The sequence below is a fragment of the Pseudomonas sp. Pseusp11 genome, from assembly GCF_047304405.1.
Lineage (GTDB): Bacteria > Pseudomonadota > Gammaproteobacteria > Pseudomonadales > Pseudomonadaceae > Aquipseudomonas.
On the sequence record NZ_JBGLZF010000019.1, the window covers coordinates 21818 to 35814 of the forward strand.

The window sequence follows — 13997 nt, forward strand, 5'->3', positions numbered from 1 at the left end:
AGTCGTCTAGTGGCGCAGGAGGCGGATTGTCGCAGATTTGCGCAGCTGAGTGACGCGCTTTTGTGGCGAGGGAGCTTGCTCCCGTTCGGCTGCGAAGCAGTCGTAAACCTGTCATCGCGGCTGTCTGAATCTGCGCGATGAATGGTTTTTGGGTCGCTTCGCAACCCAGCGGGAGCAAGCTCCCTCGCCACAGTGTGTTCGCTCAGACGAGCTACTCGTTATCCAGGCCCTTGCGCCGATACGGAAACACATCAATCACCTTCCCCGCCCGAATCGCTTCCTGCAGCCCCTTCCAGTAATCGGCGTTGTACAGCTCGCCGTGCAACTGATCGAACAACTTTCGCTGCCCGGAATCGGCAAACAGGAACGGTGGAAACTCCTCGGGGAACACATCCAGTGGCCCGATCGAGTACCACGGTTCGGAGGCCATTTCGTCTTCCGGTGTGCGCGGTTGCGGGATGTGGCGGAAGTTGGCTTCGGTCAGGAAGCAAATTTCGTCGTAGTCATAAAACACCACGCGACCATGACGGGTGACGCCAAAGTTTTTCAGCAGCATGTCGCCGGGGAAAATGTTCGCCGCCGCCAGTTGCTTGATCGCCAGGCCATAATCTTCCAGCGCCTCGCGCACCTGCGCTTCGTTGGCGTGTTCCAGATAAAGGTTCAACGGCGTCATCCGGCGTTCGGTCCAGCAGTGACGAATCAGCACCGTATCGCCTTCCACCGACACCGTGGACGGCGCCACTTCAAGCAGTTCTTCCAGGCATGCCGGCTCAAACTTGCTCAGGGGGAAACGGAAGTCGGCGAACTCCTGGGTGTCGGCCATGCGCCCGACCCGGTCGACGCTTTTCACCAGGCGATACTTTTCGATCACCGTGGCACGGTCAACGTTTTTCGACGGCGAGAAGCGGTCCTTGATGATTTTGAATACGGTGTTGAAGCCCGGCAGGGTAAACACGCTCATGACCATCCCGCGCACGCCGGGGGCCATGATGAACTGGTCGTCGGTGTTGGCCAGGTGATTGATCAGCGCCCGGTAGAACTCGGACTTGCCATGCTTGTAGAAGCCGATCGAGGTGTACAGCTCGGCGATGTGTTTGCCTGGCAGGATGCGTTTGAGAAAGCCGATGAACTCCGCCGGTACCGGCACATCGACCATGAAGTACGAACGGGTGAAGGAGAAGATGATCGACACCTCCGCCTCGTCGGTGATCAAGGCATCGATCTGGATGCCCCGGCCTTCGCGATGCAGCAGCGGAATCACCAGTGGCCATTGATCGTCCTGAGTATAAATGCGCCCCACCAGATAGGCGCCCTTGTTGCGGTAGAGCACCGAGGAAAACAGCTCGACACTCAGTTCCGGGTCCTTGCAGACCCAGTCCGGCAGGTTCTCGCGCAGTTGCGCTTCGAGGCGGCGCAGGTCGCCGGGCAAATCGGCGTAGTCCTCGCTGAAGCGGAAGTCGGTAAAGATGCTCGCGAGCATGCCCGACAACTGGCCATGGGGCTTGTAAGTGCGGGTTTGTGCCGCCCGGGCGCGGCGCAAACTCGGCCGCGTAGTGTGGATGAACATGCAGCCATCGCTGATCAGGTCGTGGCTGAACAGCCCGCAGAAAATCGAGTTGTACCAGGTCTCGGACAGTTCATCGTCGAAGCGCAGGTCGATCAGGCTGATATAGGCGCTTTTGACCAACGGCCAGCTGCTGACGTCCATCAGCACATCGGCGGCGAACGACTGATGCAGGCGCCCGACCGTTTCGCCGACTTTCTCTTCGTAGAGGTTGATCCGCGCCGCCGACGCGACTTGTGTCGCCTGCCACTGGGCTTGCTCGAAGCGGCCTCGGGCACCGTCGGTGATCTGACGGAAATGCTCGCGGTAATCGTCAAAGCCATCGAGGATCATTCGGGCGATGTCGGCGGCTGGCCATTGCTGCGGCATGATGGAACCTCTGCGGATATTCCGGAAGGCTGAGCTTATCCAGTGAACCGGGTGCAGGAAAAGCCTAATTTTCGAGCCAGACCCGCGCTGTCGCGACCGGCGAATTCAATGCTCGTTTTTCGGTTGCCATCGATAAGGCACTCGGCAACACTCTCGTCCCCATCAAGAGGAGTGCACCGTGAGCCCTGTCGATATTTTTCGTTTGCTGTCGTTGGCGGCTATCTGGGGTGCGAGCTTCTTGTTCATGCGCATTATCGCCCCAGTGATTGGCACAATCCCCACTGCCTTTTTCCGTGTATCGATCGCCGCTGTCGGGCTGCTGGTGATCGTCGGGCTGCTGCGTATCAGCTGGGATTTCAAAGGCAAACTCAAGACGGTGATGCTGCTCGGAGTAATCAACTCCGGGGTTCCGGCGACGCTCTATTCCATGGCCGCGCAAGTGCTGCCGGCCGGCTATTCGGCGATTTTCAACGCCACCACGCCGTTGATGGGCGTGTTGATCGGCGGGTTGTTCTTCAGTGAAAAACTCACCGGAGCGAAGGTCTGCGGGGTGTTTCTCGGCCTGTTCGGCGTCGGCATCCTCACCCGCGCAGGTCCGGTGGCGTTCGATATGCAACTGCTGATGGGCGCACTGGCGTGCCTGATGGCCACCACCTGCTATGGCTTTGCCGGCTTCCTCGCCCGCCGCTGGCTCGACCAGGCCGGCGGCCTCGACAGTCGCCTGTCGGCCCTGGGCAGCATGCTCGGCGCCACCTTGTTTTTGCTGCCGCTGTTCGGCTACAGCGTGATCAACCAGCCACCGGCGAGCTGGGGCGGCTGGAGTGTCTGGTTGTCGTTGCTGGGATTGGGCTTGGGCTGCACCGCGTTTGCCTACATCGTTTACTTCCGTTTGCTCAGCTCGATCGGCCCGGTGAAGTCGATGACCGTGACCTTCATGATTCCACCGTTCGGGGTGTTGTGGGGCGCGCTGTTGCTGGATGAGCCACTGTCGATGGCGCACCTCTATGGCGGAGTGTTGATTGCGGCGGCGTTGTGGCTGGTGTTGAAGCCGGCGGTAGTGAAGCCGGTTGAGGTGGTTGCCCGATAAAACCGCCTTCGCAGGCAAGTCGGATCACCTACAAGGCCCGGAGCTCATGCCCCGGGCCTTGTTTGTTTCAAGCAGTCTTACGGAACACAAACACCAGACCGACAATGATCAGCCCCATGCCCAGCAGGCTCAACGCCGCCAGCCGGTTGCCGAATATCAGGTAATCCATCACCGCAGTCACCGCCGGTACCAGATAAAACAGACTGGTGACATTCACCAAATTGCCCCGGGCAATCAGCCGATACAGCAGCAGCGTCGCCAGCACCGATACCACCAACCCCATCCACAACACCGGCACAATGAACCCTGTGCTGCGTTCGACGTGAAACGGCTGGAACGGCACAAACACCCCGCACAGCAACAGCCCGGCCAGGTACTGCACCGGCAGTGTGCCGAGAGGATTGTCGGTGATGCGTTTCTGCATGATCGAACCGAACGTCATGCTCGCCAGTGCTAACAGTCCGCAGAGCATCCCGGCCAACGACATGCCTGCCAACCCAATGCCCTGATAGACCACCATGATCAACCCGGCCAAGCCCAGCGCCAGGCCGAACATTCGGCTTATTGATCGGTGCCGCTCCATGATCACTACGGTGAGAATCGGTTGAACGCCCATGATGGTTGCCATCACCCCCGGCGTGACGTTCGAGTCGAGGGCCAGCAAGTAGAAAATCTGATAAGCCCCCAGCAACACCACGCCCGTTGCCATCGCATACAACATCGGCTTGCCGCCCTTGGGCTGCTTCAGCTTGAGCAACGGCACCAGCAGCACCAACCCGCATAAGGCGATGGCGAAGCGAACCAGCAGAAAGGCAAAGGGTGAGGCGTGGGCCAGCCCCCATTTGGAGAAAATCGCCCCGCTGCTCCACAGCAGAACGAACAGGCACGTGGACGCCGCCGCAAGCGCGGACTTTTTCGAAAGGACAAACATGAATACCACCTGTAGTCAGGCAAAAAGCCAACTCAGCCGAAGCTGAAATTCAGTCGTTTTCAGACGGGCACAGGGGGACAGCGGAAAAAGCTGATCAGCCCGAGAAGCCAACGCCTGGCGGTGATACGACGACGCACACCGGCGTGCTACTGACAGGTGGAGGGTAATGACTGATCTGCGCAGGCTGCTGATTCCCGCACGGCACGACGCCAGCGTTGACCGCTGAATCGACTACCGCGTTGATAAGGGAAGCTGGCATGGGCTGATCTTTTTTGATGGGTGGAACGGTGGCTCAGAAAACCACCGAGCGCCGACTATAACCAGCGCGTGACATGGATTGCAATGACTTGACCAAATGGCCAGTAACGACAGCCAGGGAAGTGCTGCTTACTCTGGGAGAAATGGAATCGCCCGCTATGGGGGTCATGGAATGCAAGAGATCAAATGCCAAGGGAACGGACTCATCTTCGGTATCAGTTGTATCGGTCAAGGGCTAGAAAGCTTGCCACCGCTACCATCGCTCGGCTGCACCATGAGTTGGGTCAGGCAGGACCAATCGACGTGGATTTATCCAGGGTTCGCTTCGAAGCGATTAGCGCGCAGGCACTGGATGCATACGATCACTGGAACGATCCACATTTTTCATGGAGTGAAGTCGTTGGATGGAAGACCAGAGAGCCGATGGGTTTCGACCTGGCGATCTGGTTTGACCTTGAGTTATGTGGGCTTTGCTTTGCGAATCCAAACCAGAGCCGGTTGAGGGTAAAAATCGTGCGACTGGAAGGTAAACCAGATAAAGATCATCCCCTGAAGAGCCGGATTGCAACGCTGACATTGACCGCAGTTACCCACTATGCGCGAATCATTGGCAGCAAACAGATCGAAATTCAGGAGCCCTTAGAAGGTGCTATCGCGATATACCAAAAACTTGGTTTCGAATTCAACGTAGAGGGTCGGCTTGTGATGCTCGTAGAGTGCGACTAGTATCGGACCAATTGTTCATTTAACGATCAACGCTGGAGGTTCAATGAAAGCTCTCGTTGAAAGCAATGCTTCAGACAGACAATCAATCAAGACAAGTCGGAAACGTCCTTCCATGGAGCTACCCGAAAGTCATTTGCGTCGTATCAAAGATGCGCTGGCTAACCCCATAGTTGAAGAGCCTGTCGGTGTTCTCGCCGGGGCATCTCTCAGCTTGTCCTCATAAAAAACCGCTCCCCAGGAGCGGTTTTTTCATTCCATGGTCAGCCTCAACCAAACAACCAGTACCCCAACAACGTCAACACCACCACCGCCAGCACCGGTCGCAGCACGCGATAGGCCTTGGGGTTGCGGCGCTTCCACTGCTTGACCACACCGCTGAATTTGTCGCTGAAGCTCTTGCTCCAGGCATAGGCCTGGTTGATCCCGCCAACGCGTTCATCGTCAAGGTTCTGTGGCGCTGTAGCGCGCCCCAGCCAGCCGCTGATCCAGCGGTTGATGCGGGTCATCAGGCGGTTGCTCAAGGGGCGTTCGATGTCGCAGAACAGGATGACGCGGGTTTGCTCGGTTTCGTTCTTGACCCAATGCACGTAGGTTTCATCGAACATCACGTCTTCGCCATCACGCCAGGCGTAGACCTGACCGTCGACGAAGATGCGGCAATCGTCGGAGTTCGGCGTCGACAACCCCAGGTGATAACGCAGGGAACCGGCGAACGGGTCACGATGCGGATTGAGGTGACTGCCACCGGGAAGCAGCGCGAACATGGCACCTTTGACATTCGGGATGCCGCTGACCAAGGCCACGGTTTTCGGGCACAAGGCTTCGGCCGACGGCAACGGTTTGTCGTACCACTTGAGGTAGAAACGCTTCCAGCCCTTCTTGAAGAACGAACCGAAACCGGCATCGTTGTTCTTCTCGGCGGCGCGAATGTAGCCCTCGTCGAACAGGTGCATGGCTTCGTCGCGGATAACTTCCCAGTTGTCCCTGAGCACGTCGAGTTCCGGAAACTTGCTGCGGTCCAGATAGGGCTTGGACGGCACACCGGAGAACAGGTACATCAAGGCGTTATAGGGCGCGAACAGGGCCGAGTGATTGACGAACTGACGCAAGACCGGCAAACGCGCCTTGCCACGCAAATGCACATAGAGCGTGCTGCCGAGGAACAGCAGCAACACCGACGCCTTCGCGACAAAGGAAAAGCTCATCTACGACTCCTTGAGAATAGGAAACTCCGCACAACGTCATTTACCCGACGTGGCAGTCGGCCATGATAAACACTACCGGCCTCGGGAAAAACCCGCATAACTCAACATTCAGTGTTAAGGATTGTGCAATAAAGCACTTCTTAACATAAGGTTCCTGAACGGGGGCTGACCTGAATCAACCCCCGTTCGGCTGCAAAGCAGTCATAAAACGTTATTGCTGATTTTCCTGCTCGGTAAACAAATCGCTGAACAGCATGCTCGACAGGTAGCGTTCGCCGGAGTCGGGCAGGATCACCACGATGGTCTTGCCCTGCATTTCCGGGGTTTCGGCCAGGCGTACGGCCACCGCCATGGCGGCGCCGCAAGAGATGCCGCTCAAAATCCCTTCTTCTTGCATCAGGCGCAGGGCCATCGCCTTGGATTCGTCGTCGCTGACCAATTCCACCCGATCGACCATCGACAGGTCCAGGTTCTTCGGCACAAAACCAGCGCCGATGCCCTGGATCTTGTGGGGGCTCGGTTTGATCTCTTCCCCGGCGATCGCCTGGGTGATAACCGGCGACACCACCGGCTCCACCGCCACCGAGAGAATCGGTTTGCCCTGGGTATTCTTGATATACCGCGAAACCCCGGTAATGGTTCCACCCGTCCCGACGCCCGCTACCAGCACGTCGACTGCACCGTCGGTATCGTTCCAGATTTCCGGCCCGGTGGTTTTTTCGTGAATGGCCGGGTTGGCCGGGTTTTCGAACTGCCCCGGCATGAAGTAGGTGGATGGGTCACTGGCGAGGATTTCGGCGGCCTTCTCGATCGCGCCTTTCATGCCTTTGGCCGGCTCCGTCAATACCAGTTCGGCGCCAAGGGCCTTGAGCACCTTGCGTCGCTCGATACTCATGGACGCGGGCATGGTCAACATCAGCCGATAACCACGGGCGGCGGCAACGAATGCCAGGCCGATACCGGTATTGCCCGAGGTCGGTTCGATGATAGTCATGCCGGGCTTGAGTTTACCGCTGCTTTCAGCGTCCCAGATCATGTTCGCGCCGATTCGGCACTTGACCGAATAACCGGGGTTGCGTCCTTCGATCTTGGCCAGAATGGTGACACCGCGCGGGGCGATACGGTTGATCTGCACCAGCGGCGTATTGCCGATGGAGTGGGCGTTGTCAGCATAGATACGGCTCATGGCTGGGTCCTTATACCGCGTTGAATTAGCCCACCAAGGTATGCCTGTTGCTCGTGGTCGTCCAGTCAGTCGAACGTCCGGCTGCCACAGCAGTCAACCGCTTTACACCGCCAGAGATTTGCCGCCATGAAGCGTCGATACAGTTGGCCCCTGGTGACCCTCGCGGGCCTCCTCATGCTGCTGGTTGCCGTGCACATCGCCCTGCCCTACATCGTGCGTGATTACCTGAACGACCGATTGGCGAATATGGGTGATTATCGCGGGCAGATTACCGACGTGGACCTGGCCCTGTGGCGCGGTGCCTACAAAATCAATGGGCTGAAAGTCGTCAAGGTCGAGGGCAAGGTCCCGGTGCCTTTCGTTAACGCGCCATTGATCGACCTCTCCGTCAGTTGGCATTCGCTCTGGTACGACCATGCCGTGGTGGGCGAGGCCGAGTTCGACAAACCCGAAGTGAACTTCGTCGATGGTGGCGCCAACAAGAAAAACTCCCAGACCGGTGAAGGCACCGATTGGCGAGCACAATTGGAGAAATTGCTGCCGATCACCCTGAACGAAGTGCGGATCAACGATGGCCGGATCACCTTTCGTAACTTCAATTCAAAACCGCCTGTCAATATGAATGCCACCCAGGTCAATGCCACCATTTACAACCTGACCAACGTGGTCGACAAAAAAGGCAAACGCGACGCACGTTTCGACGGCAAGGCCCTGTTGCTCGGGGATGCGCCGCTGGAAACCACGGCAACTTTTGATCCATTGAGCGACTTCCAAAACTTCCAATTCCGCCTGCGCGTCAAGGACCTCGAACTCAAACGCATGAACGACTTCGCCGCGGCCTACGGCAAGTTCGACTTCAATGCCGGCCATGGTGACCTGGTCATCGAAGCCGAGGCCAAAAAGGGTCAACTCACCGGCTACATCAAACCGCTGTTGCACGACGTCGATGTATTCAATTGGCAACAGGACGTGGAAAACAAAGACAAAGGGATTTTCCGTTCCATCTGGGAAGCGCTCGTCGGCGGCACCGAGAACGTGCTGAAGAACCAGCAGAAAAACCAGTTCGCCACTCGCGTCGAGCTCAAGGGCAACGTGCATCAGCGAGATATCAGCGCGTTCGAGGCTTTTTTGCAGATTTTACGTAATGGTTTCATTGAAGCATTCAATGCCCAGTACGAACGATCCAAGCCGGATTCTGGCTAAGATTTTCGTGTAACGGTGTAACGACCGGTTTCTTCCGCCGCCCGCGCCGGGTTCGATTGCTGCTGCAAAAAGTCCCAACCCAGACAAGCCAACGCCAGCGACCGAGGCACTGCTTCACGACCGCTGCTGTAGCGACTAATACTGCGGGCACTGACTCCCAGCGCCTCGGCCGCCTGATTCAGCGGCAACCCGGTGCGAGCACGCCAATCGATAAAAATACGAGTGTTTTCATCCGTTGCATTCTGCGCGAGCGCATCCAGGTACAGCGTGTCCGCGCCGATCTGGATATCCAGCTCGGGCCACTCCACGCTCCAGCCATCGTCACCCAGGGTTGCGCCTTCAAAAGCACCGCTCTCCAGCAATGGCTGCAACCCCGGGTATGAGCGCAGGTCGCGACTTAAATCGAGGCTCAGTTGCTGGCCATCGATAAAAGTCAGCGCCAGACGGTGATCCGGCAACGCCAGCACGGCCGACAGCCGTGGTCGTTTCATGGGTAACATCGTTTCCAATCCTCCAACAATTGCACCTGATGAGTTCTGACCCACTCCAGCGCTTCCTTGATAATCAGCGGCGGCGCCTTGCCCCTCATCACTTCGACAGTTTCGAGGCTAAGCATCACGTCCAACCCGCCACCGGTCAGGTGGACATGGGGTGGCGGATGATCCTTCTCGCGCAATTGAATGCGGTACGTATCGCGAAATCGATATTTAGTAGACATGCCCCGCAAGCTATCGCCAAAATGGCGATATCTCAATACTGGCCAGCAGCCGAGACTGAGTCAAGATGTGACGCCCCATTCAGAGACTGAATAAGCCGTCTGCGTTCACAGTCGACCGACCTGCGCGTTATAGTCGAGCCTGACAATTTATTGCGCCCCGCCCTGCCTCGTTCAGGTCGGCGTTACCGTTCGAGGATTAGCAGATGAAGTTCGAAGGCACCCAGGCCTACGTCGCCACCGATGACCTGAAGCTGGCGGTCAACGCCGCCATCACCCTGGAGCGGCCACTGCTGGTCAAGGGCGAGCCAGGCACCGGCAAGACCATGCTCGCCGAGCAACTGGCCGAGTCCTTCGGCGCCAAGTTGATCACCTGGCACATCAAGTCCACCACCAAAGCGCATCAAGGCCTGTACGAGTACGACGCGGTCAGCCGCCTGCGGGACTCGCAACTGGGCGTGGACAAGGTTCACGACGTCCGCAACTACCTGAAAAAGGGCAAGCTCTGGGAGGCTTTCGAGTCCGAAGAGCGGGTGATTCTGCTGATCGACGAAATCGACAAGGCCGACATCGAGTTCCCCAACGACTTGCTGCAAGAACTCGACAAGATGGAGTTCTACGTTTACGAGATCGACGAGACCATCAAGGCCAAGAAGCGTCCGATCATCATCATTACCTCCAACAACGAGAAAGAGCTGCCGGACGCTTTCCTGCGCCGCTGCTTCTTCCATTACATCGCGTTCCCCGATCGCGTGACGCTGCAAAAGATCGTCGACGTGCACTACCCGGACATCAAGAAAGACCTGGTCAGCGAAGCGCTGGATGTGTTCTTCGACGTGCGCAAAGTGCCGGGCCTGAAGAAAAAGCCCTCGACCTCCGAACTGGTGGACTGGCTGAAACTGTTGATGGCCGACAACATCGGCGAAGCGGTGCTGCGCGAACGCGATCCGACCAAGGCCATTCCGCCGCTGGCAGGCGCCCTGGTGAAGAACGAACAGGACGTGCAATTGCTTGAGCGTCTGGCGTTCATGAGCCGTCGCGGCACTCGCTAAGTACCAATAAGGGCGATCGCCATGCTGCTCAATCTGTTCAACGAAATGCGCGCAGCCAAGGTGCCGGTCTCGGTGCGTGAGCTGCTGGACCTGATCAACGCGCTGAAGCAGCGCGTGACCTTCGCCGACATGGACGAGTTTTATTACCTGTCCCGGGCGATTCTAGTGAAGGACGAAAAGCATTTCGACAAGTTCGACCGGGCGTTCGGTGCCTACTTCAACGGTCTGGAAAAGCTCGACGATCACCTTCAGGCGTTGATCCCCGAAGACTGGCTGCGCAAGGAATTCGAACGTTCCCTGACTGACGAAGAGCGGGCCGCGATCCAGTCCCTCGGCGGCCTGGACAAGCTGATCGAAGAGTTCAAGAAACGCCTGGAAGAACAGAAAGAACGCCATGCCGGCGGCAACAAATGGATCGGCACCGGCGGCACCAGCCCGTTCGGTTCCGGCGGTTTCAACCCGGAAGGCATTCGGGTCGGCGATGCCGGTAAGCGCCAGGGCAAAGCGGTGAAAGTCTGGGATCAGCGCGAGTACAAGAACCTCGACGATTCGGTGGAGCTGGGCACGCGCAACATCAAGGTCGCCCTGCGTCGCTTGCGTAAATTCGCCCGTCAGGGCGCGGCGGAAGAACTGGACATCGACGGCACCATCGACCACACCGCGCGCGATGCCGGGTTGTTGAACATCCAGATGCGTCCGGAGCGGCGCAACACCGTCAAGTTGCTGCTGCTGTTCGACATCGGCGGCTCGATGGATGCCCACGTGAAGATATGCGAAGAGTTGTTCTCGGCCTGCAAGACCGAGTTCAAGCATCTGGAGTACTTCTACTTCCACAACTTCATTTATGAATCGGTGTGGAAGAACAACATGCGCCGCACCTCCGAGCGCACCGCCACCCAGGACTTGCTGCACAAGTACGGCGCCGACTACAAAGTGATCTTCATCGGCGACGCCGCCATGGCGCCCTATGAAATCACCCAGGCCGGCGGCAGCGTCGAGCACTGGAACGAAGAAGCCGGTTACGTGTGGATGCAGCGCTTCAAGGAAAAATACAAGAAGCTCATCTGGATCAACCCGTACCCGAAAGACACCTGGGGCTACACCTCGTCGACCAACATCGTGCGGGACTTGATCGATGATCAGATGTATCCGCTGACGTTGCGGGGGTTGGAGGAAGGGATGCGGTTTCTTTCCAAATAACCGCCTAAAAAGATCGCAGCCTGCGGCAGCTCCTACAGGAGATTTGCGTACACCCGTGAAACATCGGGCGGACACAACTCTGTAGGAGCTGCCGCAGGCTGCGATCTTTTGATCCTCAAATAAACCGGCGCAAATACTCGACTTGTTCGCGATGCGCGACATCCTGCACCACCGGTTTCAACCGCACCTTCGCCCCCGGCAAACACTGCGCCAATCGCGCCAATGCCAACGGTGTCAATGCTCCCAACCGTGGATAACCGCCAATGGTCTGCCGGTCATTGAGCAGCACAATCGGCTGCCCATCCGGCGGCACCTGGACCGCCCCCAGCGGGATGCCTTCGGAAATCATCGGCTTGCCCTGATACTGCAAAGCCGTTCCCAACAGACGAATGCCCATGCGATCGGCGCGACTGTCGAGGGTCCAGACGCTGTTGAATGTGTCAAACAGACTCTGCCCGCTGAATTCACCGATTTGCGCACCAAGCACCAGGTCCAGCGGCGTATCGAGGTTGAAATCCGGAACGTGCTCGCGAGGCAGTTCCCGTACCAGCAGCGGCGCCTCGGTGGAGTACTTCAACGACGATCCCTTGGCCAACGCCCGGCCCATGCCGTCGAGGCCGCCGAGTTCCTCACGCACCACAGTCGCAGTGCTGCCCAGCACCTTCGGCGCATCAAACCCGCCTGGTGCCGCGAGGTACGCCCGAGCGCCAAGCAACGGTTGCGTGAATTGCAATCGTTGACCTTTGCCCAGTTTGAAACTGCGCCACGGCGCCAGGGGCTGGCCATCAATCTGCGCCCCAAGATCGGCACCCGCCAATGCCAGCAAGCAATCGTCCTCGGCCACCACACTGAACCCGCCGAGGGTGATTTCGATCACCGATGCATCCAGCCCATTGCCCAGCAACCAGTTGGCCCACGACATCGACCGCCAATCCAGCCCGCCGCCCTGGGTCACGCCCAGATGCCGCACACCAAATCGCCCGGCGTCCTGCAACAGGCAAAGCGGTGTACTTGCTTCAATCGTCAGTCGGCTCATGCCAAGGTCTCCAACGGCGTGTCGTCACCGCCCAGGTTGATGAACTCGGCATGACTGACCGCCTCGAAGCGCACCGTGTCGCCCGGTTGCATCAAGCTGTAGCCGTCGCGTTCACGGTCGAACAATTTGGCCGGGGTGCGACCGATCAGGTTCCAGCCGCCGGGGGACACTACCGGATAAGCCGCCGTCTGGCGTTCGGCGATGCCGACACTGCCGGCGGCGACTTTTTTGCGCGGGGTACTCAGACGCGGTGCGGCCAACACTTCTTCCACCAACCCCATGAACGCGAACCCCGGCGCAAAGCCCAACGCGAACACCTGATACTCGTGTTCGCTGTGACGGCGGATCACTTCATTCACCGCCAAGCCGCTACGCTGGGACAACAGGTTCAACTCCGGCCCAACGCTCAAGTCATACCAGACCGGCAGCACATGGCATTTCCCCTTGGCCCGAGCGTTGGGCGTCAGATCGATCAGGGCTTGAGCGATCAACTCCCGGGCCTGGGCCGGGGTCAATGCCATCAGATCGTAATGCACCATCAGCGTCGTGTAGGACGGCACCAGATCGATCAAATGGCTGGCGAATGCTTCTCGCAAACGCTCACTGGCAGCCAGCATCCACGGCATGTTGGCCTCGGCAATTTCATCGAACAGGCGCACCATCAGGCAATCGAGCGCCACCACTTCCACCCGTGGTTTCATGATGCGCTCTGCTGATTCAAGGCCTCGCGAATGCGTTGCACAGCGGCCACCGAACTGGCGTTGTCGCCGTGTACGCACAAGGTATTGGCCTGCAAGTGCAAGGCGCTGCCATCGCTGGCCGTGAGGTTGTCACCGCGGGCAATGATCAGCGCCTGCTCAATGATTTTCTCGGGATCGTGATGCACGGCCCCCGGTAGTTGCCGCGAGACCAGCATTCCGGCGCTGTCGTAAGCGCGATCGGCGAAGGCTTCAAACCACAGGGTCACGCCGTATTCGTCGCCCAACTGCTGGGCGGCGCTGTTGTCGCGAGTGGCCATCAGCATCAGCGGCAGTGTCCGGTCATAGGCCGCCACGGCCTGGATCACCGCACGCAATTGCGCCGGGTTGGCCATCATGTCGTTGTACATCGCGCCGTGGGGTTTGACGTAACTCACCCGCCCGCCCTGAGCCCGGCAAATGCCGTCGAGGGCACCGATCTGGTAGTGCAACAGGTCCTGCAGTTCCTGGGCGGTATACACCATGGAGCGGCGGCCGAAACCGACCAGATCCTGATAGGCCGGATGCGCGCCGATCTGCACGCCGTTGCTCAGGGCCAGGCTGACGGTCTTGCGCATGATGCTCGGGTCGCCGGCATGAAAGCCGCAGGCGATGTTGGCGCAGTCGATGAAGGGCATGACCTCGGCGTCCAGACCCATGGTCCAGTTGCCGAAACTCTCGCCGATGTCGCAGTTCAATAGCAGGCGGTTCACGGTGAACACTCCTGT

General features: G+C 58.5%; 15 protein-coding genes. 5 read left to right on the forward strand and 10 right to left on the reverse strand.

Translation table 11 applies throughout. The features are described 5' to 3' along the window. Positions 1-211: 211 nt before the first annotated feature. Positions 212-1933 (reverse strand): bifunctional isocitrate dehydrogenase kinase/phosphatase, encoded by a 1722-nt coding sequence (gene aceK, locus ACCC96_RS16930; RefSeq protein ID WP_258670734.1) that lies wholly within the window; start codon positions 1931-1933, stop codon positions 212-214. 178 nt (positions 1934-2111) lie between these two features. Between aceK and ACCC96_RS16935 the strand changes: the two genes are divergently transcribed. Then, positions 2112-3020, forward strand: coding sequence for a DMT family transporter (locus tag ACCC96_RS16935; RefSeq protein ID WP_413696380.1), 909 nt, complete (start codon positions 2112-2114; stop codon positions 3018-3020). A 67-nt stretch (positions 3021-3087) separates the two neighbouring features. Here ACCC96_RS16935 and ACCC96_RS16940 read toward each other — a convergent pair whose 3' ends face one another. Together ACCC96_RS16940 and ACCC96_RS16945 are read right to left on the reverse strand one after the other, a co-directional pair. After that, the gene (locus ACCC96_RS16940; protein WP_258670740.1) at positions 3088-3951 is read right to left on the reverse strand and encodes a DMT family transporter; all 864 of its coding nucleotides are present in this window, start codon (positions 3949-3951) and stop codon (positions 3088-3090) included. Between the two features lie 94 nt (positions 3952-4045). Further along, positions 4046-4210 carry a hypothetical protein gene (locus ACCC96_RS16945; protein WP_413696381.1) on the reverse strand — a complete coding sequence of 55 codons (165 nt, stop codon included), beginning with the start codon at positions 4208-4210 and terminating at the stop codon, positions 4046-4048. Between the two features lie 185 nt (positions 4211-4395). Here ACCC96_RS16945 and ACCC96_RS16950 point away from each other — a divergent pair, with 185 nt between their 5' ends. Continuing rightward, positions 4396-4935, forward strand: a complete 540-nt coding sequence (locus ACCC96_RS16950) for a hypothetical protein (protein ID WP_258670743.1) — start codon at positions 4396-4398, stop codon at positions 4933-4935. A 266-nt stretch (positions 4936-5201) separates the two neighbouring features. Here ACCC96_RS16950 and ACCC96_RS16955 read toward each other — a convergent pair whose 3' ends face one another. Next, positions 5202-6140, reverse strand: a complete 939-nt coding sequence (locus ACCC96_RS16955; protein WP_258670745.1) for an aspartyl/asparaginyl beta-hydroxylase domain-containing protein — start codon at positions 6138-6140, stop codon at positions 5202-5204. A 211-nt stretch (positions 6141-6351) separates the two neighbouring features. Then, complete coding sequence (gene cysK / locus ACCC96_RS16960) at positions 6352-7326, reverse strand: cysteine synthase A (protein WP_007934098.1); 975 nt, start codon at positions 7324-7326, stop codon at positions 6352-6354. 126 nt (positions 7327-7452) lie between these two features. Between cysK and ACCC96_RS16965 the strand changes: the two genes are divergently transcribed. Further along, positions 7453-8529, forward strand: a complete 1077-nt coding sequence (locus ACCC96_RS16965) for a DUF748 domain-containing protein (RefSeq protein WP_258670748.1) — start codon at positions 7453-7455, stop codon at positions 8527-8529. Here ACCC96_RS16965 and ACCC96_RS16970 read toward each other — a convergent pair. Both ACCC96_RS16970 and ACCC96_RS16975 read right to left on the reverse strand, forming a co-directional pair. Next, complete coding sequence (locus ACCC96_RS16970; protein ID WP_258670750.1) at positions 8526-9029, reverse strand: DUF2442 domain-containing protein; 504 nt, start codon at positions 9027-9029, stop codon at positions 8526-8528. The two genes, ACCC96_RS16965 and ACCC96_RS16970, sit on opposite strands and share 4 nt — an antisense overlap. Further along, on the reverse strand, positions 9017-9247 hold the full coding sequence (locus tag ACCC96_RS16975; RefSeq protein ID WP_258670752.1) for a DUF4160 domain-containing protein: 231 nt from the start codon (positions 9245-9247) through the stop codon (positions 9017-9019). Before ACCC96_RS16975 ends, ACCC96_RS16970 begins: the two co-directional genes overlap by 13 nt. Before the next feature lie 203 nt (positions 9248-9450). On the opposite strand from ACCC96_RS16975, the gene ACCC96_RS16980 reads away from it, so the two are divergent. Both ACCC96_RS16980 and ACCC96_RS16985 read left to right on the forward strand, forming a co-directional pair. Further along, positions 9451-10296, forward strand: a complete 846-nt coding sequence (locus ACCC96_RS16980; RefSeq protein ID WP_019580803.1) for an AAA family ATPase — start codon at positions 9451-9453, stop codon at positions 10294-10296. Between the two features lie 21 nt (positions 10297-10317). After that, on the forward strand, positions 10318-11496 hold the full coding sequence (locus tag ACCC96_RS16985) for a vWA domain-containing protein (RefSeq protein ID WP_030132618.1): 1179 nt from the start codon (positions 10318-10320) through the stop codon (positions 11494-11496). A gap of 115 nt (positions 11497-11611) precedes the next feature. Here ACCC96_RS16985 and ACCC96_RS16990 read toward each other — a convergent pair whose 3' ends face one another. The 3 genes from ACCC96_RS16990 to ACCC96_RS17000 are packed head-to-tail and all read right to left on the reverse strand — an operon-like array spanning position 11612 to position 13982. Beyond that, positions 11612-12532: a biotin-dependent carboxyltransferase family protein gene (locus ACCC96_RS16990; protein WP_258670756.1), complete on the reverse strand. Its 921-nt coding sequence runs from the start codon at positions 12530-12532 to the stop codon at positions 11612-11614. Beyond that, entirely contained in the window at positions 12529-13233 is a 705-nt protein-coding gene (pxpB, locus tag ACCC96_RS16995) for a 5-oxoprolinase subunit PxpB (RefSeq protein WP_258670759.1), read from the reverse strand. The genes ACCC96_RS16990 and pxpB overlap by 4 nt, the downstream gene beginning before the upstream one ends. Next, positions 13230-13982, reverse strand: coding sequence for a 5-oxoprolinase subunit PxpA (locus ACCC96_RS17000; protein ID WP_258670761.1), 753 nt, complete (start codon positions 13980-13982; stop codon positions 13230-13232). Before ACCC96_RS17000 ends, pxpB begins: the two co-directional genes overlap by 4 nt. Positions 13983-13997: the final 15 nt, after the last annotated feature.